The organism is Pontiella agarivorans, assembly GCF_034531395.1.
Taxonomy (GTDB): Bacteria; Verrucomicrobiota; Kiritimatiellia; order Kiritimatiellales; family Pontiellaceae; genus Pontiella; species Pontiella agarivorans.
On record NZ_JARVCO010000002.1, the window covers coordinates 741,644 to 764,902 of the forward strand.

Sequence of the window (23,259 nt, forward strand, 5' to 3'; positions counted from 1 at the left end):
TAAATCTAACAAACCATATATACTGGTGTTCACTGGATAGCGGCGCATGCATATGCCGTTTGTGATGTCGGAAAATAAAGAGGGTTTATATGAAGACGGTGAGTTTGGCATTTTTATCGGTCATGATCTGTGTTGACGTTTTGGCACAGGTAATCTGGAGCGAAGACTTTGAGGGAGCAGCTGTGGGCGAAACCTCCGGAAATAATCAAACGCTGGCGGGTACGGTTGTTCAGACGGCTAACACGGGGAGCGGCGTGATTGTGGACGCAGCAACGGATGCTTCGGCAGCGACGGCTTTTACGCTGGCATCCGGCCGATTTCTTCGGCTTTCAACCGGTGATAATGCATTTTCCGCTTTGCGTTCTTCTTCAAAACTTACATTTGACCGGCTTTCACCCACCAATACGTATGTTTTCTCGTTTGATATTTATATTCCGGTGGAGCTGGGTGTGGCGGTTGGAGACATTCAGCCGCGTTTCAAGCTCAGCGATGTTGGCGGAAACGGGCCGACGGATTCGAGTTTGGCCACGCTGAGCGCGGGACAGCATCATATTGAGTATACCGGCACAATTGATGATTTTATCGGAACGGATGTAAATGAGGCTTATCCGTTTATCGGGATTGATCAGAATTCGACCGTTTTGAACAACTATCTTTATATCGACAATATTTATTTTGAACTGGCACCGGAAGGGGTCATGCCGTTGCCATCGCTGAATACCGCCTGGTTCGATACCTTGAAGAGTGAGGTTGTCTTATCCTCCCCGCTGGTAAAATGGCAGCATTTCGGGCCGGGCATGTCCGGCTATATCGATAAATTCTGGATCAATAACGGAGATCCGGACTGTATGTATGATCAGCTCGATATGGGCAATGGTCACGTTACACTGAATCGCGGTGAATACTGGCATACGTATAAGGACACTGATGGCAACGGTCTTCCCGGCGGAATCACCGGAATTGAATTTTCCTATCAGAATCCGGATTTCGGGCTGATGATGGCGAAAGAGGGAATTTATTCCACAACCAATCGCGGGCTGAACTGGGATTTTGTTCTGGATATTGAAAGCAATAATTCGCAGATGCACAGTGTGCTTACGGTGGATCCGAACAATGATCAGGTCTGGTACATCGGTGCGGGCCAGCATTGGATGATTAAATCCACCCATTGGACTAAAGACGGACTTCATTATTCCAACGATGGAAATTATTCCGCCGGATATATTCGTAAATCCATCGATGGCGGATTGACCTGGTCGAAAATTAATTTTCCTAACGGAGATGAAGATTTCAGTAAAATTGTTGTGGACCCTAGGAACTCCGACGTGGTTTTCGCCGCCTGCCAGTATGGATTGTTCAAAAGCACGGACGGCGGTGCGAACTGGACTCTGCTCAGCGGGGGCGGACTGACCGCAAACCCGCCGCGCGATCTCGGATTCTATTACGATGGAGCTGATGAATTTCTGCTCTATTATCTCGCCGTTACAGGATATGAAATCTCCGGATCTGAGATTCAGACCACGGGGGGGATTTACCGCAGCGCGGACGGCGGGGCCAGCTGGGAAAATCTGACCGGGGATCTGGGGATTGATCTGTCACAGATCAGCAGTTGGGGGTATCGCGATAAATTCAGGCGGGCGGTGCTGTGGTGGAATAAACTGACAATGTCGTACAATGATTTTTATGCGGCTTATGATGAACCCACGAACACCTTCAGTCAGTTTACCCGGATTGCCGTTGACCCGACCAATAAGGACCGGATTTATCTGTCCCATAATTACAAGCACGACTATGCGTTTCCGCCGGGAAATATCTGGATGACGGAAAACGGCGGGACCAACTGGTTCGCCGCGGCCCGCGAAGGGCAGTACTGGGTGAACGGCGTGGATTCAGATTACTGGAACGCCCGGGCCATTCAACCGATGGGAGCCAATGTGCAGATGGCCCATGTTCACCGGGAACACTATGAGCATGACAATACCCAGTCCGGCCCGCGCTTTGTTTTTTGTAATCAGCTTGGTGAAGTCTACACCTGTTTTGCCCAGCAGATGATGCGCTCGACCGATCATGGTGAAACCTGGAAGCAGATTGATGACGATGAAACCGTGCCGGGTTCAGGCCATTGGGTGGGCCGGGGAAACAGCAATCTGCCGGGCGAAACCTTCTGTCTGGAAACCGCAACGCCGGGCACCTATCTCTGGGGTAGTGGCGAGCATGGCCTTTGGCGGAATACCGACGACGGCGATCTGGTTTATCCGGGAGCAATTGCGGTGGAGCAGCTTACCGGGCAGAGTATTTCCGATAACAGTGCTCTTTCCATTTCAACCATCGCATCGGATCCGCAGAACCGGAATCATGTATATATGATTCCTTTCCGGCAGGATTATAAAGGACAACTGCTGTTTTCCGATAACGGCGGCGATACCTGGAATTCAGTTTCCGCTCTGATCAGTTTTCCGGGCGGAAATGACGTGCTTAATTTCCGGTCATTAATGATCGATCATCAGAATTCAGATCAGATCTATTTCTGTATTCCTTTTTCTGAATGGGCCCGCTGGTCGGGTAATTTTGTGAATAACGGGCGCCAGTTCGGTGACGGGTCTGATGCATTCCCGCATGGTATTTATAAATCCACTGACGGCGGCTTGAGTTTCAGCACAATCACGAACGGTCTTCCGGCCGGTTGCAGCGTCTATCGCATGGCGATGGATCCGGCGGATTCCCAGACGATTTTTGCCGCTTTGAACGAAACGCATAACGGACTGGCGGGCGGGCTGTATAAAACCACGAATGGCGGAGCAAACTGGCAGTCGGTGGACATTCCTCCCGGCATTCGGAGTGTGAACAATGTGAAATTCCATTCAAACGGAAATATCTATATCGCCTGTGGAGATTATAACGGAACGACCGGCGGCGGATACGTGAGTCAGGATGGCGGGGCAACGTGGCATCTGTTGTTTGATATGCCGTATCTGCGATATTTTGAAGCATCGGAAGCGGATCCCGATGTGGTGGTGGCCTGCGTTCATAAAAACACCTTGGTGGGACAGCGTAATCCCGGAGGATACGTTTCTGTGAATGGCGGGGCAAACTGGTTTAAAATCAACAACCGTCATGGACAGCCGGATGGTATCCGTAAAATTCAGCCGGATCCGCATGATCCGGATATTCTGTGGATGTGTCTGCATGGTACCGGTTTCTTCCGGGCCGACATCTCCGGCCTGCGCACCGAAACGGCCCCGGAACCGTTATTCTGGGACTGGATGAAAGAACAGGATCAGAAAAGTATGTTTGCAGATTTTGATGCAGATAGTTTTGACAGTCGGGAGGAATACATCATCGGCTCTGATCCAGCGGACACCACATCGGCTTTTACCATTGCTTTATCTTCAGGCATTGGAGCACAAAATGGAAGTGAGGTGCTTTTTGAAACCACCGAAAACCGGTTGTATGACATTGATGTTTCCGAAGACCTTTTATCGGGCTGGGATGTGTGGAAAGAAAATATTCCAGGGACAGGAAATACCGTGATCATTGAAGACCCAGAAGTGGTGACAAACCGGTTCTATCGTGTGCGCGTAAAATTGGATTAAGATAAACCTTTTGGACAGGTGACCCGTATGGTATCTGATATTATGTTAACGTTAACTAATCGGAGAGGTAGAGTTGATGCGAGACAAGAATAAAAAGCTAAAGGTGAATAAGGGCGGGCCAAGTGGTTTTGTTCTCAGTTTACTTATTCATGCGGCAGCTTTTTCCCTAGCCGGTTTACTGGTTGTTTTCAGTGTTGTTCAGAAAGAGGAAAAGAAATTTGTTCCTCCGAAGCCGGTTGATCGGCCGAAAATGAAGCTGAAGAAACCGAAAGTGAAGGTTAAAAAATCGGCCAAGCCGAGATCGACAACCCGTATTGTCACAAAAGTGCAAAAAGCCAGTATGCCGGACATTCAGCTTCCGGAAATGAGCGGTATTGGCGACGGACTGGTGGGGGATATTGGCGGATTCGATATCATGCCCAATCTGGCTGATGTTACTATTTTCGGTTCGGGGCAAAGTATCGGGAATGATTTTGTCGGCACATTTTATGATACAAAGCGGTTTCGCAGTGGGTCTGACAATGCGGGCATAAGCCGAGAAGAAACCATTCAGGCGATCTTGAGTTTCATGAAAAGAGGGTGGCAGCCGTCTGCCTTCAGTAAATATTATAAATCCCCTAAAAAGCTTTATACCACCACGTTTATGTTTCCTCAGGTACCTGCCACGGTGGGCCCCGAGGCCTTCGGCGAAAAAGATATTCCGGGATACGGCTGGATCGCGCACTACAAAGGGCAGTTGGTCTATCCGGAGGACGCCCGTATTCGTTTCTGGGCACAGGGTGACAACCTGATCTGCGTCCGGGTTGACGGAAAAATTGTGAATCTAGCCTCCTGGCCGGGATGGAACGGAAATAATGAAAATGTGGAATCCCATTTTTTGAGCCAATGGGATACGCCGGATCCATCAATGAGTCGGCGCTATCCGCTGGGGAATAACTATGCTGTTGTCGGCGACTGGATTGATCTCAAGGCGGGCCAGCCTCAGGACATGGAAGTCCTTGTTTCTGAAATGAGCGGAGGGATCACCTGTTTCCTGCTTTGTGTGGAAGTAGAAGGGAAAGAATACGATAAGAATCCATTTGGATTTGGTCCGAAACTTCATGCCTTCAAAACCGAACGACTGAGCCTCGATCTCAAGGAGCAGATCTGGTCCAAGTTGCATGAAACCGATGCGTTGCTGGAAGGCGGCCCGGTTTTCAATGACATCAATGGGGGCTGGGTCGAGGTGGAAAATTCCGATATTCCAGAGCATCTTCGGTATGAGAAGATTGAGATTCCGGCAGATGCTGTCGAGCCGACCGTAGCGCCGGAAAGCGGAATACAGGCGTGGTCTCTGAAGAATGGAAAAGTGATCGAAGCCGAATACACTGTAACGATGGGGGATAATGCGGTCTTTAAAAGCATCAAAGGGAAGCAGATCAAGATTCCATTAGGCACACTGTCCGAAGCATCCCTCAGTCAAATTCAACTGCTCAGTCCACCCGAATTTACGCTCGATTTTCGGCGTACCACCAAACAGTTGCCAACGGTTGAGGTTACTCCGTATTGGGATGCAGATCCTCTTCCTCCGGATCAGGAAAATATCTTCGGGGTTAGAGTGAAAAAACGAGGGGCTCTGCAATATGATCACCCGCTGACGATTAAATATTATGCGATTGGCGCCGAGGTGGATGGGAATAACTGGGTATTGCTCGACCGACAGGAAGAAACCATTATTCCTACACAAATGAAAAATAACGAATTTTCCTTCAGCGGCGCACCGGTTCGCACTCGGATTATTCCGATCCGGGATGATGGCCGTGCTCCTTTACGCGGTGTTGAATACGGTGGGCACCTGGTGACAGTGACGGATGAGCGGGGTGTGATTATTCAGCAGCGTTGCTCGCCGACTTGGCTGATTGATATAAAACCGTATCTTGATGTGCTGCCAATCGGTAAGCATTTCGATAAAATGGGGAATCGAGTAAGCCCGCCACGACCGAATGATTTTGATCGACCGGAACAGTTCTGGAACTGATGGGGTTTAAGGGTTTAGAACGATAACATAAAGTCCCTGTATATTGCCGATAAATGAAGCGGGCGAAATGCCGCAGACTAAAGAGGTTTGAGCAATTAGATCGGGCAAATTCGGTTTAGTCAGCTGCGTAATCATATGCAGTATAGCAAAAAGCGATATATGGAACCTTATTTCAAGGCTCTGTCGACCTTATAAAAGAGCGATTGACAGGTTGAAAAGAATTGAATATTTTCCTTCTAACTGTTTGTTAATGTACTCACAGAAGAAGGGCGATAATGAAAAAAAACAAGTCGTTGAGGGTAAATAAAGGCGGACCGAGTGGTTTTCTACTCAGTTTGATCATTCACGCGGCTGCATTTTCTTTGGCGGGGTTACTGGTTGTCTTTTCTGTTGTGCAGAAAGAGGAAAAAAAGTTTATTCCTCCGAAACCGGTAGATCGCCCGAAAATGAAGCTTAAAAAGCCGAAAGTGAAGGTGAAAAAAACCGCGAAGCCGAGGTCAACTACGCGCATTGTGACCAAGGTTCAGAAAGCGAATATGCCCGATATTCAACTCCCTGAAATGAGCGGAATGACAGACGGGCTGGCCGGAGAAATTGGCGGATTTGATATTATGCCCGATACGAGCGACCTGTCGATTTTCGGAACCTCACAGAGCATTGGAAACGATTTCGTCGGTACATTTTATGATACAAAACGTCTGCGAAGCGGAACCGGAAATCCGGGAATCAGTATTGAGGAGACCTGCGAGGCCATTATTAAATTTGTTAAAAACGACTGGAGATCATCTGTATTGAACAAATATTACCGGTCTCCCAGAAAGTTGTATGCAACGACCTTTACCTTCCCGACAATGCCGGCGGCAATGGCCCCGGAGGCTTTCGGAGAAGAAGATGTTCCGGGATATGCCTGGTTTGCCCACTACAAAGGGGAGCTGGTTTATCCGGAGGATATTAAGTTCAGATTCTGGGGGCAGGGCGATAATGCAATGATTGTACGCGTGGATGACGAAATTGTGCTGGTCGTTGCCCATCCTGAAGGCACGCCCTGGCAGATGACCCTGCCGCTGTGGAACCCTTCTGACCATTCCGTATATCGCAAATATGCCCTGGATAAAAACTTATCAGTTGCCGGAGACTGGATTGAGCTGAAGGCCGGTCAGCCGGTAAATATGGAGGTTATTGTCGCGGTTCCTTCCGGCGGACTGAACTGTTTCATTCTCTGTGTAGAAGAAGAAGGCAAGGAATATCCGGAAAATCCGTTTGATGGAGGCCCGTGTCTGCCGGTCTTTAAAACGGAGGAACTTAGCCAGGATCTGAAAGATGAAATCATTGCCCGGTCGTATGAAGGCGATTTTGATTTGGATTCAGGGCCGATCTTTCGTGACTATAAAACGTCTAATGACCCCGAACCCTCTTCCGGCAATTTAGCAGATGTCACAGAAGAGGTGCCGGCACCTGCCCCGGAACCCTCTTCGGAAAGTTATGAAGGATCTCGGGTGTGGACCACCGCGGATGGTAAGACTTTCGAAGGTGACTATGTTGCCGGCATCGCCGGTACTGTAACGATAAAACCGGTGAAAGGGCGCAGAAATGTAAAACTGCCTATCAGCAGCCTCTCCGAAGAGGACCGAACCTTTATTGAGCTGATGCAGCCGCCGAGGTTCAATATCGATTTTATTGCGAAAACCCGCCGTCTTCCTGCACTTGAGGTAACCCCGTACTGGAATGCGACGATATATGAACCCGATGTGAATAATACCTTCGGAGTAAGACTTAAACAGGAGAGCGCTGCGGAATATAACCATCCTCTGACCGTCAAATATTATGCCATCGGAAAGGAAACGGATGGAGATAAGCTGGTGATGCTTGACCAGCACGAAGAGGTGTTTTTTCCTTCCGAGCAACCTGACCAGGTGTTCGAGATTCTTGGGGATACCATTAAAACAAGGGCCTACTCCATTAAACCCGGTGACCGTCCCATCCGGGGAATACGCTACAGTGGAAATTATTTGATCACGGTAACTGATTCCAGAGGGGTGGTTGTGCAGCATTCAGAATCTCATTCATTCCTCTTCGATGTGCGCCATAAGCTGGATAAACTGGGTCGGCGGCATTACTTCAATGAAAAGGGGGACCGAATCACTCCCACCCGACCGAAATTTTCGCAACGGTCGGTTCCTCTTTAGGGCTGAGTCCAGGATTATGCGATTGGAATTACCGTCTGGCGGACTCCCGCCCGGTTTTCTTAAAAAATGGGCGGAGTTCGAGGCGGTCACGGTTTCGGCAGAAAAAATAACCAGGATTTTCAATCGCCGGTTTCCCGAATCATATTCCGGATCTCCTCTTTGGAGCTGAAGTTAATGAGGTTCGGATTCTTTATGCCGGCACTACGACTGCTTGCACTCCAAGTCGTTGCTCTTTTCCGGTGTCTCGATATCAATTGGATAAGACACACAAAATCGAGAATTACCTTATCAAACCTTCGGAGATGTATTATTAATCCAACTTGAACTAATCACGGATTTGCATGAAAACCAGTGACCAGCTGCACATTGAATCGCTCCGCCTTAGCCTTTTTGAAACCGGGCACTCCCGGCTATCCAGAGAGTGGAATTATCCAAGGGTTTCGAGTCCGTTTTCCCGCATTTTTCTCATTGAAGAGGGGGAGGCTGTGATCCGTCATTCCGGCCGGGAGCATCAGCTGCAGGCAGGAGATCTTCATCTTGTTCCCTGTTATGTGACGGCGGACTATTTCTGTCCGGAATCTCATATTCAGTATTTTGTAGGTTTCACGTTGCGCACAGAAACCGGTACCGATCTGTTCAGTCTGCGCAGCTGCAAGCCAACGCTTAAGGCCTCCGCTCACCATGTACATCTGTTCCAGCGCCTGATCAAACTGCTCGAGCCGCATGCCGAAGCGTTTGGCCGGTTGGCACATGCGGAAGTCCCGCTCGCTGTCAATATCGAGGTACGCGGGATCGTATTGCAACTGGCTTCCACATTTTTGCATAATTCCCATAAACCCACACTGCAGGAGCAGGAGCTCGAAGGGCGTTTCGCACCGGTACTGCAGTATATCGATGAAAACCTTCGGCGTGATATTCCCCTTGAGACGCTGGCGGATCTGACCGGTTTAACGCCTACCTATTTTTCAGATCTTTTCAGCCGGATCTTGAATGTCCGCCCGGTGGAATTCATTAACCGAAAACGTATTGAACGCGCTCAGCTGATGTTGGGATCGACCGATCTGACGATTCAGGAAATCGCCGCCGAATGCGGCATCCACAGTTCGGCTTATTTTTCGCGTCTATTCAGTAAAATCGCCGGCGTCTCCCCCCGCAGTTATCGGAAAATGCTTCGCGACCTTTAATCCCGCCCTGCATTTCAGGCCGCGTAAGTCTGTACGGTTTGATGTGCTCCATCGAATTTCATCACGCAGCGTAGACTTCGCGAGGATGTCGGGTGTATTCTGTTTATCTGGGTAGGTGAATATGGAAAAAATACGTATTGGAATCAGTTCGTGTCTATTGGGTGCAAAGGTACGGTTCGACGGCCAGCATAAACAGGATAGCTATATCACAGGAACGCTTTCGCACTGGTTTGAGTTTGTACCGGTTTGTCCGGAGGTAGAGCTTGGTCTTGGCATTCCGCGTGAGACGATCCGGCTGGAAGGTGATCCGGAAAATCCACGGCTGGTAAAAACGAAAAGCGGAGAAGATCTGACTGATTCAATGAAGGCTTACTGCAGGAAGCGGGTTGCTGCCTTGTCGAAAGAGGAATTGGGGGGATATATTCTGAAAAGCCGTTCTCCAAGCTGTGGCATGGAGCGTGTGAAAGTCTATTCAAAAAAGGGAATGCCTTCGAACAAAGGGCGGGGGATTTATGCGGATGAATTAGTGAAACGGTTTCCGCTGATTCCCGTTGAAGAGGAGGGGCGGCTGAATGATCCTGCCCTTCGCGAACGATTTATTGAACAGGTGTTTACGTTGCAGCGATGGCGCAGGATGCTGCAGGAAAGTAATACGCGCGGAGGTCTGGTTAAATTTCATGAGCAGCATAAATATCTGCTGATGGCACATAGTGTGCAATACTATCGGGCTATGGGAAGGCTTGTGGCTGAGATGAAGGGAATGAAATTGGCGACAGTTCAGGAGGAATATCTGGAAATGCTGATGTCGGCGCTTCGGTTACGCGCAACCACGGCAAAACATGTGAATGTGCTGCAGCACTTAACGGGCTATTTCAAAAAGCAGCTGAACAGTGATGAAAAACAGGAACTCCAAGAAACTGTTGCCGCGTATAAATCGGGTCATTTCCCGCTCATCGTACCCGTAACATTACTAAACCATTATATCCGAAAATATGATGAATCCTACTTGAAGCAGCAGGTTTATCTCAAACCGGGGCCGACCGAACTGCGCCTGCGTAATCAAATATATTGACCCTCGATAAAAAGGCTTCGCCCTTCTTCCGCATGACCGATCAGAAACAAAGCAAAAAAAGAAGCCGCATCAGGGAGGTGCGCCCGCTGACCACAGATGAACGCGCCTCCTTTTTTATTCTCGCCCTTTATCTTTTTGCATTCTTTGTGAGTGCATTTATCTATTGGGATTCTCTGATGCTGAAACTTGCCGGAGTTTTCACTCTGTTCGGCGGCGGCTTTCTGTTTTATGCCGCGCTTTTCATTTCAAAAGGGCATGACGATGATAAGGAATCCAAGCATCCCCTGCGTTCGTATCTGCTTAGCTTTTTTCTGATGTTGCTGATGTTGTTTTTGTTCCGTTTCGTGGGCGGCCTGATTGATGACAGCCAGATTGCTCTTTTTACACTGTATGGCGGAACGCTGATCTGTCTGGTCATTTTCCGCAAGGCATTGATACAGGTGGTTTCACTTGCGGCGTTATCTTCGTTTATATTTGTGACGGCATACAACCGCGAAATGATCCTGAGCGGAGAATTAAAATTCAAGGATGCCATTCATCAGTGCGGGCAGGCCTTGTTCCGGATCGGCCCGATTCAGGATGTGGCCAACATGCTTATTGCCGGCAATTATGTAAATTATCTGAACAAGGTGGATTACCGCGACGAACAGATTAATATTCTGGCCACGCGTGAGGTGATTGGCAGCCGCGATGATGAACTTGAAAAAACAAAAGCGCTACTCAGTTTTGTGAGTAATGAAATTTATTATGTTTCAGATCCGAATGACGGTGTGGAATATGCAAAAGATCCGATTCAGACGATTATTGCGGGTGGGGGTGACTGTGAAGATCAGACCCTGGTACTCTGTTCGTTACTCGAATCCGTGGGCCTGAAAACATACATTGCATTCACGGCATACCATGTATTTGCGCTGGTACAGTTTGATATGAAATATCCTGAGTTGAAGGTGGAACCCTATGTGTATATTGATGGGCATCCATGTTATGCACTGGATCCGGCCGACCCCGGCGCGCAAATAGGATACAGTGCCGCGAGCCGGTTAAGGATTGAGCGGGTTTTTGATGTGCGCAAAAAAAACATGGTGTCTTTTGAGTTGCTTCCGCAACGATAAAGAAACGCAGGCGGCGGACTTTCCAATGATTGGAAGCCGTGCTATATCTGTTTCCAATCACTGGAAGGAAACAAACCATGCCGATTAGAGAATATGCTGCCGTTGATCCCGGAAAAAGCTGCCGTCACTGTGGAAATGGTTTCGAGGAGGTGGAAGCGATTGATGCGCCGCCGAAAAAGACATGTCCGCGTTGCGGCAGTAAAATTACCCGCCAGCTTTCGGCACCTCGCGTCGGATCATCGGAAAGCGGCCTGCACGACCGGGCTAAAAGCGCTGGCTTTACCACCTATGAAAAACTCGGTAAAGGCGAGTATGAAAAAAAATATTAAGAGCATGATGATGCAGTTATTCAATGGATAAACTGGACGGTCAGATCGAGCGGGTCGTTTTCCGGAATGAGGAAAACGGCTTTTGTGTTTTAAGAGTTAAGGTGCGCGGTCACAAAGAGCTGGTCACTGTAACCGGTACCGTGCCGGCGGTGAATCCCGGGGAATGGATGGCCGGTGACGGCGAATGGGTTGAGGATCCGCGTCATGGACAGCAGTTCAAGGCGAAACATTTGCGGATGTCAAAACCGGATACCCTTGAGGGTATTGAGAAATATCTGGCCTCCGATATGGTGAAGGGTATCGGCAAAGAGTATGCAAAACGTTTGGTGAACGTTTTCGGGCGTGATGTTTTTGATGTGATTGAAAATGCATCCGGGAAGCTGCTGAAAGTTCCAGGCATTGGAAAACAGCGGAAAGACAACATTAAAAAAGCGTGGGATGAACAGCGTAATGTGCGCCAGATTATGTCATTCCTGTTCAGTCACGGCATCAGCACAACGCGGGCGTTCCGGATTCATAAAATCTATGGAGACAAAGCCATTGAGCTGGTGCAGCGGGATCCCTACTGTTTGGCGCGCGACATCAAGGGGATTGGTTTTCTGATTGCCGATCAGATTGCCATGAAGCTTGGTATTGCCAAAGATTCCGACCTGCGTGCACGGGCCGGGCTCGAATTCTGCCTGGGCGAACTTACGGCAAACGGGCATTGTGCTTATGTGCGAAATGATCTGCTTTCGCGTTCGGCGGAACTGCTCGATATTGATCTCGATATCATTGATAATGCCCTCGAACATCTGCTCGACAGTAAACGGTTGATCCAGAAGCAGGATATCCGGGGCAGGGATCTGATCTATTTGCCGAAGCTGTTTTTTGCCGAAATTGAACTGGCCAAAAAACTCCAGGCCTTGGAAAAGGGCCGTCACCCGTGTCCGGATATTGATTTTGAAAAAGCGCTGTCCTGGGTCCAGCAAAAAAGCGGGATCGAGCTGGCCAACGCACAGCGCAACGCGCTCCGGATGTCGGTGCGGTCGAAAGTAATGGTTATAACCGGCGGCCCCGGCGTGGGAAAAACGACGCTTGTGAATTCAGTTCTGATGATTCTTAAAGCAAAAAAAATGCGGGTGCAGCTGTGTGCTCCGACAGGCCGGGCTGCAAAACGCATGGCCGAAACCACAGGCATGGAGGCCAAAACCATTCACCGGATGCTGCAGTTTAATCCGGGAACCGGCGGGTTTATTCATCATTCTGAGAATCCGCTGGAGTGCGATGTCCTGATTGTGGATGAGTCGAGCATGATTGATGTGGTACTTGCGGCACAGTTGATGGATGCTGTGCCGCTGCACGCCGCCGTGGTGATCGTGGGCGATGCCGATCAGTTGCCGAGTGTGGGACCCGGGCGGGTGCTGCAGGATATTATCCGCTCAAAAACATTGCCGGTGGCGCATCTTGATGAAGTCTTCCGGCAGGCCGCCAGCAGCCGGATTGTAACCAATGCGCATTTGATCAATCAGGGGAAAGCCCCGGAATTTCCGGAAGAGGGGGAGCAAAGTGACTGCTATTTTATTGAGGCCGAAGAGCCGGAAAAGGCCCTGGGTCTTATCGGGAAGCTGGTGAAACAGAATATCCCGAAAAAGTTTCATTTCGAGCCGATGGATGATATTCAGATTCTGACCCCGATGCAGAAGGGCGATCTGGGAGCACGCAACCTGAATGTAACTATGCAGGGACTGCTCAATTCAAGCGGTGACGAAGTCGAACGCTTCGGCATGATCTATCGCGTGGGGGATAAGGTGATGCAGACGGAAAACGACTACGATAAAGATGTCTACAACGGCGATATCGGTAGGATTACAGCTCTCGACAATGAATCTTCTGAACTGGTGGTTGATTTTGAGGGGCGCCGGGTGGTGTACGATTTTCGCGAACTGGATGAACTGGTACTTTCCTATGCCATCACGATTCATAAAAGTCAGGGCAGCGAATATCCGTGTGTTGTGATTCCGGTGCATACCCAGCATTTTGTATTGCTGCAGCGAAGCCTGATTTATACGGCACTCACCCGGGCCAGAAAACTCGTCATTCTGCTCGGCACTAAAAAGGCTCTGGGCTTATCAATTATTCGCGCTGAATCGCGAGACCGTATCACCACATTGGCAGAGCGCCTGAAAGAGTATGCATAAAAAACGCGTCCCGACCGGGACGCGTTTTCAAGGTTTGGAGAGGATATACCGTCAGGAGATGTCATCAGTCATATCGACCGGTGTTTTTTTCAGATGCCAGATGTCATCGACATAATCCTGAATGGAACGGTCGGAAGAGAACCAGCCCATGCGTGCAACGTTCAGAATCGCTTTTTCCGCCCATTTGGTCGGTTTGGCGTAGAGTTTGTCGACCTCTTCGTTGCATTTGATGTAATCCTCATAGTCGGCGAGATAGTAATAGAAATCGCCGTGCTCCGTAACCTCGTTATAGAGATCTTTGAACAGATCGGGCTCTGATGGATCAAAGCTGTTATCGCGCAGTGCTTCAAGAACCCCCTGAAGATCTTCCGACTTATCCATATAAGCCCATGGATTATATCCTTTACGGCCCAGTTCCGCGAGATCTTCTGTCCGATTGCCGAAGATGAAGATATTGTCTTCCCCAACATTCTGTGCAATTTCGATATTCGCTCCGTCCCAGGTGCCGACGGTGAGTGCGCCGTTCAGCGACAGTTTCATATTTCCAGTGCCTGATGCTTCAAGTCCGGCCGTGGAAATCTGTTCTGAGATATCTGCTGCCGGAATGATTTTTTCGGCCAGCGATACATTGTAGTCCGGCAGGAAAACCACCTTCAGGCGGCCGGCCACATCAACATCATTATTGATCACTTCCGCCATGGTGTTGATCAGCTTGATGACCGACTTGGCGATCAGATAGGCTGGCGCAGCCTTGGCGGCAAAAATGAAGGTTTTCGGTTGAATCTTGGTCTTCGGGTCCGCCTTGATTTTGTTGTAAAGATGGATGATATGCATGGCTTTCAGCAGCTGACGCTTGTACATATGCAGACGTTTGATCTGCACATCGAACACAGAATCAGGACTCACAATATAGCCGGTCAATTCCTTAATGGTCTGGCAGAGTTCGACTTTTTTCTGTCGCTTGATTTCCATGAATTTCTTCTGAACAGCGCGTTTCGAGGCATAGGCTTCAAAGGCATTCAATTCAGCAAGATCCAGCTTCCAGTCTTCACCGATATTCTCAGAGATCAGTTCGGAAAGTTCCGGGTTGGCTTTGATCAGCCAGCGACGGTGCGTGATGCCATTAGTCACATTGGTGAATTTGCCCGGATAAACTTTATTGAATTCCGGCATGGTATTGGTTTTCAGCAGATTGGAATGCAGCGCGGAAACTCCGTTGACTTTATTACTGCCGATTACGCAGAGGTTCGCCATGCGTACCTGTTTGTGCTGTCCCTCTTCGATCAGGGAAACCTTACGCATCAGGTCGCCATCACCGGGATGGTTGAGTTCCACTTTCTGCAGGAAGCGGTGATTGATTTCGAAGATGATCTGCATATGGCGCGGAAGGACCCGCTGCAGCAAATCAACCGTCCATTTTTCAAGCGCTTCAGCCAGCAGGGTGTGGTTGGTGTAGCAGAATGTGCTAACTGTGATGTCCCAGGCATCATCCCAGGGGATTTGCTCTTCATCGTGCAGCACACGCATCAGCTCAACGATGGCCAGAGTGGGGTGGGTGTCATTGAGCTGAATGACATTTTTTTCTGCAAATTTACTGTAGTCGCTGTGATTTTTTTTGTAGCGACGGATGATGTCCCGCACGGAACAGGAAGCCAGAAAATATTCCTGAATCAGCCGCAGCTCTTTTCCTGCGTAGGTGTAATCCGAAGGGTACAGAACTTTTGATACATTTTCCGCCCAGTTTTTTTCTTCAACCGCACGCACATAGTCGCCCTGATTAAAGACATCAAGGCGGAAGCCTTCGGCCGGCTGTGATTTCCAGAGACGAAGCATATTTACAGTGTTAACCTGATATCCGATGATGGGAACATCGTAGGGAACGGCTTCAAAAACCTGGAAGTCTTCCCATACATCCGCCGTTCCCTGACCAGGCCGGAAATTTTTCTTCACGCGGCCATAGACACAGACCGGCAGGGTGTATTCCGGTCGGATCAGTTCCCAAGGGTAACCGAGAGCCAGCCATTCGTCGGGCCGTTCTTTCTGCCAGCCGTGATCAAACTCCTGACGGAAAATACCGTGTTCATAGCGTATACCGTAGCCGTATGCCGGCAATTCTTTAGTGGCCAGCGAATCCAGATAGCAGGCGGCCAGACGGCCGAGCCCGCCATTACCAAGGCCGGCCTCGACATCAAGAGCAAGAATCTCTTCAGTCGTAATATTAAGGGCCTTGAGCGCCTCGCAGGCAATTTTCTCAATGCCCAGTGCATAGACATTATTAGAAAGCATTTTGCCGATCAGGTATTCCATCGACAGATAATTGACGCGCCGCACATCCTGGTCGAGATACTGGCGTTGGGTTGCAATGAAGCCGTCCACAGCCATATCGCGCACGGCATGGGAAAAGCACATCATTTTATCGAACGTGGTGGCGGCGCGCAGATCCTTACCCCGGCTGTACTTGAGGTGGAAGAGGGCCCGTTCGGCGAGTTGTTCAGCGGTCATGTTGTCTTTGAAGTGTGACATTTTAATTTTTAACCCTTCATATTTTATTCGCAACTGAGCCTTTGATAGCCCAGCCCCCTATGGGATGCAAGCCCGTTGACCCTAAAAGAAAATCATCCGAAAGCGTGAAGCAGAAGCATATAGGCCTATATTTTTTAGCCGTATCAAAACAAAAAACGGAGTCCGCACAGGACTCCGTTTCAGGCTTTTTGAAGATTCGTGGTAAATTAGTTTTGAATAGAGGGAATGACCAGTGTCTGACCAACTCTCAGATCGCCGGGGCTGCGCATCATGCCTTTATTGGCTTCATAAATGATATCCCACTTACCGGAATCACCGTAAAATTTAGTGGCAATTTTTGTGAGTGTATCGCCGCCGACCACATGATAAATCTGGTGTTTCGGTTTGGTAGGCACCTGAGTGGTTCCAGCCGGAACAATAGAGGTGGTGGGTTTCGGTACGGCTTGAGTCACTGACTCGGTGTTGCGTTTCGGCGTGACGGTTTGGCTGGCCGTAGTCGGGGTGGTGGTAACCGGCGCGACGGATTTCTTTTTAAGGGCATCGGCCAATTGTCTTTTCAGGTCGTTGTTCTGCTGAATGAGGGTGCTCCGCTGTTGGATCACTTTTTTCACTTCCGGTGAATTATTTACCAGCGTGTTGGCGAGCGCCTGCGCCACTTTCAGTTTTTGTTCTTCGATAAAACCTGCTTTTTCCGCATTAGGACGCAGTTCCAGATAGCGGTCATAATGATAAATCGCATGGATGTAATTGATTTTGTGCTGTTGGTAAATAATGGCCAGATCGAGATGCGGCCGTGCCATCAAAGGCTCCTGCTCCAAGGCCGTCTTGAACTCCTGAATGGCCGCGTCATAATTGCCCTGTTCCATATATTGCTGCCCTGACAGAACATTTGGATCGCGCTCTTCTCGCTCCTCAATCGATCCCGAATTTTTCCCGCATCCTGCGAGCGTCATGACACCAACCAATAACATGGGAATGAACCTGTTCATCCGTACTCCTGTTTTTCAAAATTAAAGGGCGGAACTATAGCCTGTGGCCTGCTCGAAGCCCGAACTAAATCGTTCAGCAATTTTTCCGGTTTCATCGCGGATCAAAAACATAGTTTCCACCTCATCAAGGGACTCCACCCACGAAATTCCTTCTTCCGGTCCCATCACAAAAAGCGCTGTAGCCAACGCATCCGCATCCATACAGTTCGGTGCGCTTACGGTTACGCTTGCTGTATGGGATTTTACGGCACGTCCCGTCCGCGGATCCAGAATATGCGAATAAATGACACCGTCTTCTTCCATATAATTCCGGTAATTACCCGACGTTGCAATTGCGCCGCCTTTTACACTGACAATACCCTGCAGTTTGCTGCTCATCGGGTTCGTGGTGGGATACTGAATGCCGATACGCCAAGGCACACCATCCGGGTTTACGCCGGAGGCCAGCACTTCGCCGCCGATTTCAATAAACCAGTTTTCGAGCCCGGCCTGGGCAAGAATTTTACCTACTTCATCCACTCCATAGCCTTTGGCAATGGCCCCGAGCGCCAGCGAAATTTCGGGTTCAGTTTTCAAAAGTCTGGACGATGCATCGATGCTCAGTTTGTCGGCTCCGGTTGTCTCTTTAACAATCCGAATGGCCTCTTCGTCCGGCACATTTCGATCGTGGCCTTCGCTGCCGAAGCCCCAGAGGTTGAGCAGGGGCTGCAAGGTGGGGTCAAACGCGCCGCCCGATTTCTCGCTCAATTCCAGTGCCCGGCGAACCACCTGTGCAAATTCTTCCGAACATTGAAACCCGTCGAGCGATCGGGAATGGTTGAATCGCGAAATTTCACTGTCCGGATCCCACGTCGACATCTGTCGGTTGATTTCCGTCAGCCGTGCCTGAATCTGCTCATAAATCTGCTCCAGTGCTTTCTGCTTCACCTTGCCGGTAATTTTTACGCTGTAACCGGTACCCATCGTCTCCCCGCCGGTGGCGGGGTTTTCGAGGGTTACCGAGCGCAGCATGCCGCCGACGGTCAACACCAGAATAACGACCAGCGCAATAAGTGACTTTCTGACCTGTTTCGGGGTCATGCGAGTTCCGCAATCAGTTCAATTTCAACCCGCGCGCCGATCGGCAATGCGGCCACCTGCACGGTTGAACGCGCGGGCGCAGTTTCTTCATCAAAATACTCGGCATAAACGCCGTTGAATTCAGCAAATTCGTTCATGTCCTGGAGAAAGACTGTTGTTTTAACGGCCCGGTCCAGCGAAGTTCCGGCCTCAGCCAAAACGGCCTTGAGGTTTTCCAGCACCTGAATCGTCTGCTCTTTTATTCCGCCCTCAACTTTGGTTCCCGTTTCGGGGTTCACCGGAATCTGACCGGAGGTGTAGAGCAGGTTTCCGCATTGAACCGCCTGATTGTATGGGCCAATGGGTTCCGGGGCCTTACTGGTGCTTATAATCTTTTTCATTTGTCGCTTCCTTTTCTTTATCAACAGAGGACGGGTTTTCCAATGACTGCAGAAGCATTGCCAATGTCGCCGCCGCCGGTTTAGGCAATTCGTCAGAGAGCAGCAGACCGATGCAATACTGCTTTACCAGCGGAACCTGAATACAGTTGCTTTTCAGCGACCATAGAGCCGCCTGGAAAACGGCTTCCAGCATGCCTTCGCGATATACTTCAAGTTCATTGGGATCTAATTCACCGGACTGGATGCGCTCCAGCGTGCCGGTGTGTTCAATCAACTCGAGTGAGCAGACAATCTGCCGCAGGGGCCTGACGGTTCCCGTGGCGAAAAATTCAGCCCAGAGCATATCGAGCTGTTTGGGCATGGTGATGTCATCATAAGGGTCCGGAATACGACCCGCGGCCATCAGGCGCTCAAAGCGTTTCATATCACCGGAAAGCCGGGGCAGTTTTTCGGTTTGCCCCAGCAATGTCAGCAGAAAGATAATATCCTTCTGCTGTTTCGGGTTCAGAAAAGCATACTCATCCAACAGATGCGGAATCAGAAACTCATTTCGTTCGAACACCGTTTTGAAAAACCAGATCGCTGACCAGATCGGCTCTTTCTCCTCATTGAAAAAAGATTGTTCAATTTGTAGGAATGACGCCAGAGCTTTGGATGGAGCAGGGGAGGTGACATAGGAAAAAAACAGGTTTTCTCGCTCCTCTTTAGACAGTTTTTCCGTTTCAAAAGGTTGTAGCGAAATCACCCGTTGCTGCACATTGGTCTGGTTGCTGACTTTATCAATGGCGGTGACTTCAACCGAATAATCGCCGAAATCATCCGCCGCATCAAAACAGAGGTTAACCACCGCCTGTGCCGGCAGCCGGTCCGGGGTCGAAGCCAGACCGATGTGTCCTTCAAGCTCTTTAAGATCGAGCTGCGTTTTTCCATTCGGTTTTGTGAGTTTAAGATTGAATGAAATGCCGGCCGCACCGCCGGGATCGGTGCTGTAATTTTTAAAAACCGGCAGAATGCAGAAATATTCGCCTTTGTGTACGGCATCAATATTCGTGATTTGCGGTTCAAAGTTGTCCGGTACAGCATACCACCAGTCCATGGACGGATCCTGCCGCGTGATCGCGAGCATGCATTCGAAGGGCTCGGCCAGCGCAGAACCGCACAGGCATAGCATAATCAGCAGCTGCTTCATTGTTTCTCCAGAGCGTCAATAATTTTCAGGTCTGCCTTCGAATACGGAACTTTCCGGAGGCTGGAAATATCCATCCATTGAAAATCCCGGCATTCGATGGCACGGGGACAGCCGGATTTAATTGTCGCAAAATAAGTATGCAGATCCATTGTAAAATGGCTGTATGCGTGTTTTACTTTAATTAGAAATTTTCCGACTTCCACCTCGATGCCGAGCTCTTCTTTCAGTTCTCTCGCCACGCAGGTTTCAAGGGTTTCACCTTCTTCCAGTTTCCCGCCGGGAAATTCCCACAGTCCGCCGAGCATATCCTCGGTACGGCGCTGGGCAATGAGCACTTCACCTTTTGCGTTGGTCACCACAGCGGCCCCGACAATGATATGCGGCATTTTTTTCTTCGGGGCTTTTTTGGGATATTCAAGCGGATTCCCTTCGGCCCTCGCGGCACAGCAGCGGGAGAGGGGACAGGCGGAACAGTTCGGATTTTTCGGCAAACACACCGTGGCCCCGAGCTCCATCATGGCTTCATTAAAATCGCCGGCGCGCCCTCGTACCAGCAGATCATCGGCCCATTGTTGGAGTTCCTTTTTTGCGGCCGTCGAGCGGGTATCCTTTGTATAGGCGAACAGACGCGAAAGTACACGAATCACGTTGCCGTCCAGCACGGCCAGATCGAGATTAAAAGCCAGCGAACCGATAGCCGCGGCCGTATAGCTTCCAACGCCGGGCAGTTTAATAATCTCTTCGGCCGTTGCGGGAAAGCGGCCGTGGTGCTCGGTAACGATGATGCGGGCGGCTTTGTGCAGATTACGTGCACGGGAATAATAACCCAGCCCCTCCCACATTTTCAGCACTTCCTCCTGCGAAGCGGCCGCAAGCGACTTCATCGAGGGAAACCGTTTCATAAACCGGTGAAAGTAGGGGGTGGCCTGATCCACACGCGTCTGCTGCAGCATCAGCTCTGAAATCCATACCCGGTAAGGGGTGCGGTTGCTCCGCCACGGCATGCTTCGTTTGTTTTCAGCAAACCACGGCAGCAGGCGGTTCGGTACCGCTCGTTTTATATTCTGAAACTGATTCATATAATAAGCCCCGTTTCCAATAATTGGAAACCGGGGCGTATTTTCCAGAGACTGGAAGCCGGGTCGAGCACAGATTAGCGGTATTTCTCAATCCACTCATCAGAGAGGTAGGTGCTGCTGCTGGCTTTCCGGTCGAGAATGCGGCCGTCGTAGAGCAGCAGTACCAGCCAGCCGGCACTTTCGTTGCCGGCCACAGACGGTTCGCGGTTTGAGGAGTATCTGCTGCCGGTATCAACTTCGGTTTTAGTAATGATGAAAGGTTTTGATACCAGCTTAATACTTTTTTTTCCGCGGGAATCAATCGTCACCTTCCGGAGCCCTTTGTCTTTCACGCTCAGGGTTCCCGGGGATACTTCATCGTCCTTTTTATCGGTCTGTTCGCCTTTGGCAATTCGCTGGCCGAAAAAGAAATATTCCAGTGAGAAGGTGTCCGGATGAACGGCTTGATTATAAATGTCGATATTAAGGTTTACCTGTTCGGTATAGGTTTTGGTTGTGGTGGTATATACGCGTTTTTCTCCGCTTTGCTTCAGCTCACGCTCTTCTTTCTCTACTTTTTTGTCCGAGCTTTTTTCGGTTTTAGCGCTCACGGAAATTCGGCCGTCGTGTATCTCTGCCGCCTGTTGTGCCAGATGGTTTTTATGCAGCTCGCCTTTATACTGTCTGGTTTTTTCAAGGGCTTTAACGTGAGCATAATCCTCGGCAAAAAACTGTGCGCGGGAGGTTTCGTGCAGTGCGCTTCTTTTGTAATGGATTGTGGTGCCGGTTTCCGACATGAGGGTGATTGAATCGCTGCCGAGCTTCATCAGGATTCCGCTGCGCGACTGGCCGTTGGCTATGCGTAGCGATACTTGTGAGCCGAGTTGCGGAGCTGTGAATGAAGGCCGTATTTCAGCCTTCTGATTTTCGTAGTAGGTTTTTAGATCGTCCGCTGCCATGGCGTTGCCAACCAGCAGAGTCAGAATGAGTGCAAGTTTGAAGGTATACCGTTTCATGATTATTTCCCCGCGGGCTGATTCATTACAAACTCAGACGTTCTTAACCGGCACCATATGGACAACCTGAATCTGCCGCTGCGTGGCGGAATTGATCCGGAGTTCGAATCCGGGAACGTCCAGGCGTTCGCCGGCGCGCGGAATGCGGCCGAGCATGGAAAAAATATATCCGCCGAGCGAATCATATTCATCGCTTTCCGGAAGCCGGGCCGAAAGTTCTTCATTCAGTTCATAGATGGGCATCCGTGCCAGCACCATGATTGAACCGTCCGGTCTGCGATGGAGATTTTTTTCCTTGAGGTCATATTCATCCTCAATTTCTCCAACCAGTTCTTCGATGATGTCTTCCATGGTCACGAGTCCTTCGGTGCCGCCGTATTCATCCACAACCAAAACCATCTGGGACCGACTTTTTTTCATAAGCTGAAGTACGTCATTAATCGGCATCGTTTCCGGAATAAATACCATTTTCTTTGCCAGTTGACTGATGGTCAGTCCATCGCCCGAATTTCGGGAAGAGATCAGTTTCAGCAGATCTTTTACGTGTACCATCCCGATCACGTCGTCAATGTTTTCGTGATATACCGGAAAACGGGAAAAACGGGATTCCCGCACTTCATCAATACATTCCTCAATGCTTAGCGTATCTTTAAAACCGTGGATATCTATTCTGGGGGTCATAATTTCACGCGCTACGGTGTCACCAAATTCAAAAACACTGCGAATGATTTCACGTTCTTCTTCTTCAAGCGCCTCCTCGTCAGTTTCGTCGATTAGACTTTTAATTTCATCCTCGGTCGATGGCCGGTCGTCTTCATCGGAAGTTGACATTGCGTGGCGCAATAGAAAATCCTCGATATATTGAAGGGGTCTTACGAAGATGTAAAGTGCCAGTGTAAGTGTTCCGATGACAGGAAGGACCGCAATTGAAATCCGGTCAGCATAACTTTCGGAAAGAACATGCGGGACGATTCGTGCAACAACCATGTATACAAGCGCAAGGGCAAACAGTCCGGGAAGTGTGATCCACAGTGTGTAATCCCGAAGGGCAAGATAACACAGGGTGAATGTGCCGATGGCCGATAAGGTCAATATCAGTCGAGTGCTTTTGCAAAGAAGGTCCCACCGATTCTTCCAGAATTTAAGCAGGTTGATATGCCGAGCATTCCGCTCAATCAGGCGGGGAAGTCCGGCATCGCCCGTGGCTTTTAATGAAGCATATATGGAGGCCAGAAAGCTGGCGGCGCTCAGGGTGAAAAGACTGTATAAAAAATATTCGCTATCTAACTCATTCATAAATTCGAGCGGCCTTTCCTGACTCTGTTCCGCCCGCGTTGTACAACTGATAAAC

Annotated in this window: 16 protein-coding genes; 8 read left to right on the top strand and 8 right to left on the bottom strand. The window is 49.7% G+C overall.

Annotated features, from left to right (window positions below; translation table 11 throughout):
* Positions 1-89 precede the first annotated feature (89 nt).
* The 8 genes from P9H32_RS02975 to recD2 all read left to right on the top strand — a co-directional run bounded on the left by P9H32_RS02975 (position 90) and on the right by recD2 (position 13,673).
* Entirely contained in the window at positions 90-3,593 is a 3,504-nt protein-coding gene (locus P9H32_RS02975; protein ID WP_322607378.1) for a VPS10 domain-containing protein, read from the top strand.
* 76 nt (positions 3,594-3,669) lie between these two features.
* Positions 3,670-5,610, top strand: a complete 1,941-nt coding sequence (locus P9H32_RS02980; protein WP_322607379.1) for a hypothetical protein — start codon at positions 3,670-3,672, stop codon at positions 5,608-5,610.
* Positions 5,611-5,885: 275 nt separating this feature from the next.
* Complete coding sequence (locus P9H32_RS02985; RefSeq protein ID WP_322607380.1) at positions 5,886-7,796, top strand: hypothetical protein; 1,911 nt, start codon at positions 5,886-5,888, stop codon at positions 7,794-7,796.
* A 341-nt stretch (positions 7,797-8,137) separates the two neighbouring features.
* Positions 8,138-8,980: an AraC family transcriptional regulator gene (locus P9H32_RS02990; RefSeq protein WP_322607381.1), complete on the top strand. Its 843-nt coding sequence runs from the start codon at positions 8,138-8,140 to the stop codon at positions 8,978-8,980.
* Positions 8,981-9,101: 121 nt separating this feature from the next.
* Positions 9,102-10,052 carry a YbgA family protein gene (locus P9H32_RS02995; RefSeq protein ID WP_322607382.1) on the top strand — a complete coding sequence of 317 codons (951 nt, stop codon included), beginning with the start codon at positions 9,102-9,104 and terminating at the stop codon, positions 10,050-10,052.
* Between the two features lie 32 nt (positions 10,053-10,084).
* Entirely contained in the window at positions 10,085-11,164 is a 1,080-nt protein-coding gene (locus P9H32_RS03000) for a transglutaminase domain-containing protein (RefSeq protein WP_322607383.1), read from the top strand.
* 77 nt (positions 11,165-11,241) lie between these two features.
* A complete protein-coding gene (locus P9H32_RS03005) occupies positions 11,242-11,493 on the top strand; it encodes an FmdB family zinc ribbon protein (RefSeq protein WP_322607384.1) in 252 nt (83 codons plus the stop codon).
* A gap of 23 nt (positions 11,494-11,516) precedes the next feature.
* Positions 11,517-13,673, top strand: a complete 2,157-nt coding sequence (recD2, locus tag P9H32_RS03010) for an SF1B family DNA helicase RecD2 (protein ID WP_322607385.1) — start codon at positions 11,517-11,519, stop codon at positions 13,671-13,673.
* 51 nt (positions 13,674-13,724) lie between these two features.
* Here recD2 and P9H32_RS03015 read toward each other — a convergent pair whose 3' ends face one another.
* The 8 genes from P9H32_RS03015 to P9H32_RS03050 form a co-directional block, all read right to left on the bottom strand.
* Positions 13,725-16,196 (bottom strand): glycogen/starch/alpha-glucan phosphorylase, encoded by a 2,472-nt coding sequence (locus P9H32_RS03015; RefSeq protein WP_322607386.1) that lies wholly within the window; start codon positions 16,194-16,196, stop codon positions 13,725-13,727.
* A 206-nt stretch (positions 16,197-16,402) separates the two neighbouring features.
* On the bottom strand, positions 16,403-17,185 hold the full coding sequence (locus P9H32_RS03020) for a LysM peptidoglycan-binding domain-containing protein (protein WP_322607387.1): 783 nt from the start codon (positions 17,183-17,185) through the stop codon (positions 16,403-16,405).
* 21 nt (positions 17,186-17,206) lie between these two features.
* On the bottom strand, positions 17,207-18,265 hold the full coding sequence (locus P9H32_RS03025) for an FAD:protein FMN transferase (protein WP_322607388.1): 1,059 nt from the start codon (positions 18,263-18,265) through the stop codon (positions 17,207-17,209).
* Entirely contained in the window at positions 18,262-18,645 is a 384-nt protein-coding gene (locus tag P9H32_RS03030; protein ID WP_322607389.1) for a RidA family protein, read from the bottom strand. Before P9H32_RS03030 ends, P9H32_RS03025 begins: the two co-directional genes overlap by 4 nt.
* Positions 18,620-19,834 carry a hypothetical protein gene (locus P9H32_RS03035; protein ID WP_322607390.1) on the bottom strand — a complete coding sequence of 405 codons (1,215 nt, stop codon included), beginning with the start codon at positions 19,832-19,834 and terminating at the stop codon, positions 18,620-18,622. Before P9H32_RS03035 ends, P9H32_RS03030 begins: the two co-directional genes overlap by 26 nt.
* Complete coding sequence (gene mutY / locus P9H32_RS03040) at positions 19,831-20,913, bottom strand: A/G-specific adenine glycosylase (protein WP_322607391.1); 1,083 nt, start codon at positions 20,911-20,913, stop codon at positions 19,831-19,833. Before mutY ends, P9H32_RS03035 begins: the two co-directional genes overlap by 4 nt.
* A gap of 74 nt (positions 20,914-20,987) precedes the next feature.
* Positions 20,988-21,908, bottom strand: coding sequence for a hypothetical protein (locus tag P9H32_RS03045; RefSeq protein WP_322607392.1), 921 nt, complete (start codon positions 21,906-21,908; stop codon positions 20,988-20,990).
* A 33-nt stretch (positions 21,909-21,941) separates the two neighbouring features.
* On the bottom strand, positions 21,942-23,204 hold the full coding sequence (locus P9H32_RS03050) for a hemolysin family protein (RefSeq protein ID WP_322607393.1): 1,263 nt from the start codon (positions 23,202-23,204) through the stop codon (positions 21,942-21,944).
* Positions 23,205-23,259: the final 55 nt, after the last annotated feature.

Excerpts from the sequence above, each read along its gene's own strand:
- mutY (WP_322607391.1), bottom strand. The coding sequence starts at position 20,913 with ATGAATCAGTTTCAGAATATAAAACGAGCGGTACCGAACCGCCTGCTG.
- P9H32_RS03020 (WP_322607387.1), bottom strand. The coding sequence starts at position 17,185 with ATGAACAGGTTCATTCCCATGTTATTGGTTGGTGTCATGACGCTCGCA.
- recD2 (WP_322607385.1), top strand. The coding sequence starts at position 11,517 with ATGGATAAACTGGACGGTCAGATCGAGCGGGTCGTTTTCCGGAATGAG.
- P9H32_RS03005 (WP_322607384.1), top strand. The coding sequence starts at position 11,242 with ATGCCGATTAGAGAATATGCTGCCGTTGATCCCGGAAAAAGCTGCCGT.
- P9H32_RS03025 (WP_322607388.1), bottom strand. The coding sequence starts at position 18,265 with ATGACCCCGAAACAGGTCAGAAAGTCACTTATTGCGCTGGTCGTTATT.
- P9H32_RS03015 (WP_322607386.1), bottom strand. The coding sequence starts at position 16,196 with ATGTCACACTTCAAAGACAACATGACCGCTGAACAACTCGCCGAACGG.
- P9H32_RS03045 (WP_322607392.1), bottom strand. The coding sequence starts at position 21,908 with ATGAAACGGTATACCTTCAAACTTGCACTCATTCTGACTCTGCTGGTT.
- P9H32_RS02985 (WP_322607380.1), top strand. The coding sequence starts at position 5,886 with ATGAAAAAAAACAAGTCGTTGAGGGTAAATAAAGGCGGACCGAGTGGT.
- P9H32_RS03000 (WP_322607383.1), top strand. The coding sequence starts at position 10,085 with ATGACCGATCAGAAACAAAGCAAAAAAAGAAGCCGCATCAGGGAGGTG.
- P9H32_RS03050 (WP_322607393.1), bottom strand. The coding sequence starts at position 23,204 with ATGAATGAGTTAGATAGCGAATATTTTTTATACAGTCTTTTCACCCTG.
- P9H32_RS02975 (WP_322607378.1), top strand. The coding sequence starts at position 90 with ATGAAGACGGTGAGTTTGGCATTTTTATCGGTCATGATCTGTGTTGAC.
- P9H32_RS03030 (WP_322607389.1), bottom strand. The coding sequence starts at position 18,645 with ATGAAAAAGATTATAAGCACCAGTAAGGCCCCGGAACCCATTGGCCCA.
- P9H32_RS02990 (WP_322607381.1), top strand. The coding sequence starts at position 8,138 with ATGAAAACCAGTGACCAGCTGCACATTGAATCGCTCCGCCTTAGCCTT.
- P9H32_RS02980 (WP_322607379.1), top strand. The coding sequence starts at position 3,670 with ATGCGAGACAAGAATAAAAAGCTAAAGGTGAATAAGGGCGGGCCAAGT.
- P9H32_RS02995 (WP_322607382.1), top strand. The coding sequence starts at position 9,102 with ATGGAAAAAATACGTATTGGAATCAGTTCGTGTCTATTGGGTGCAAAG.
- P9H32_RS03035 (WP_322607390.1), bottom strand. The coding sequence starts at position 19,834 with ATGAAGCAGCTGCTGATTATGCTATGCCTGTGCGGTTCTGCGCTGGCC.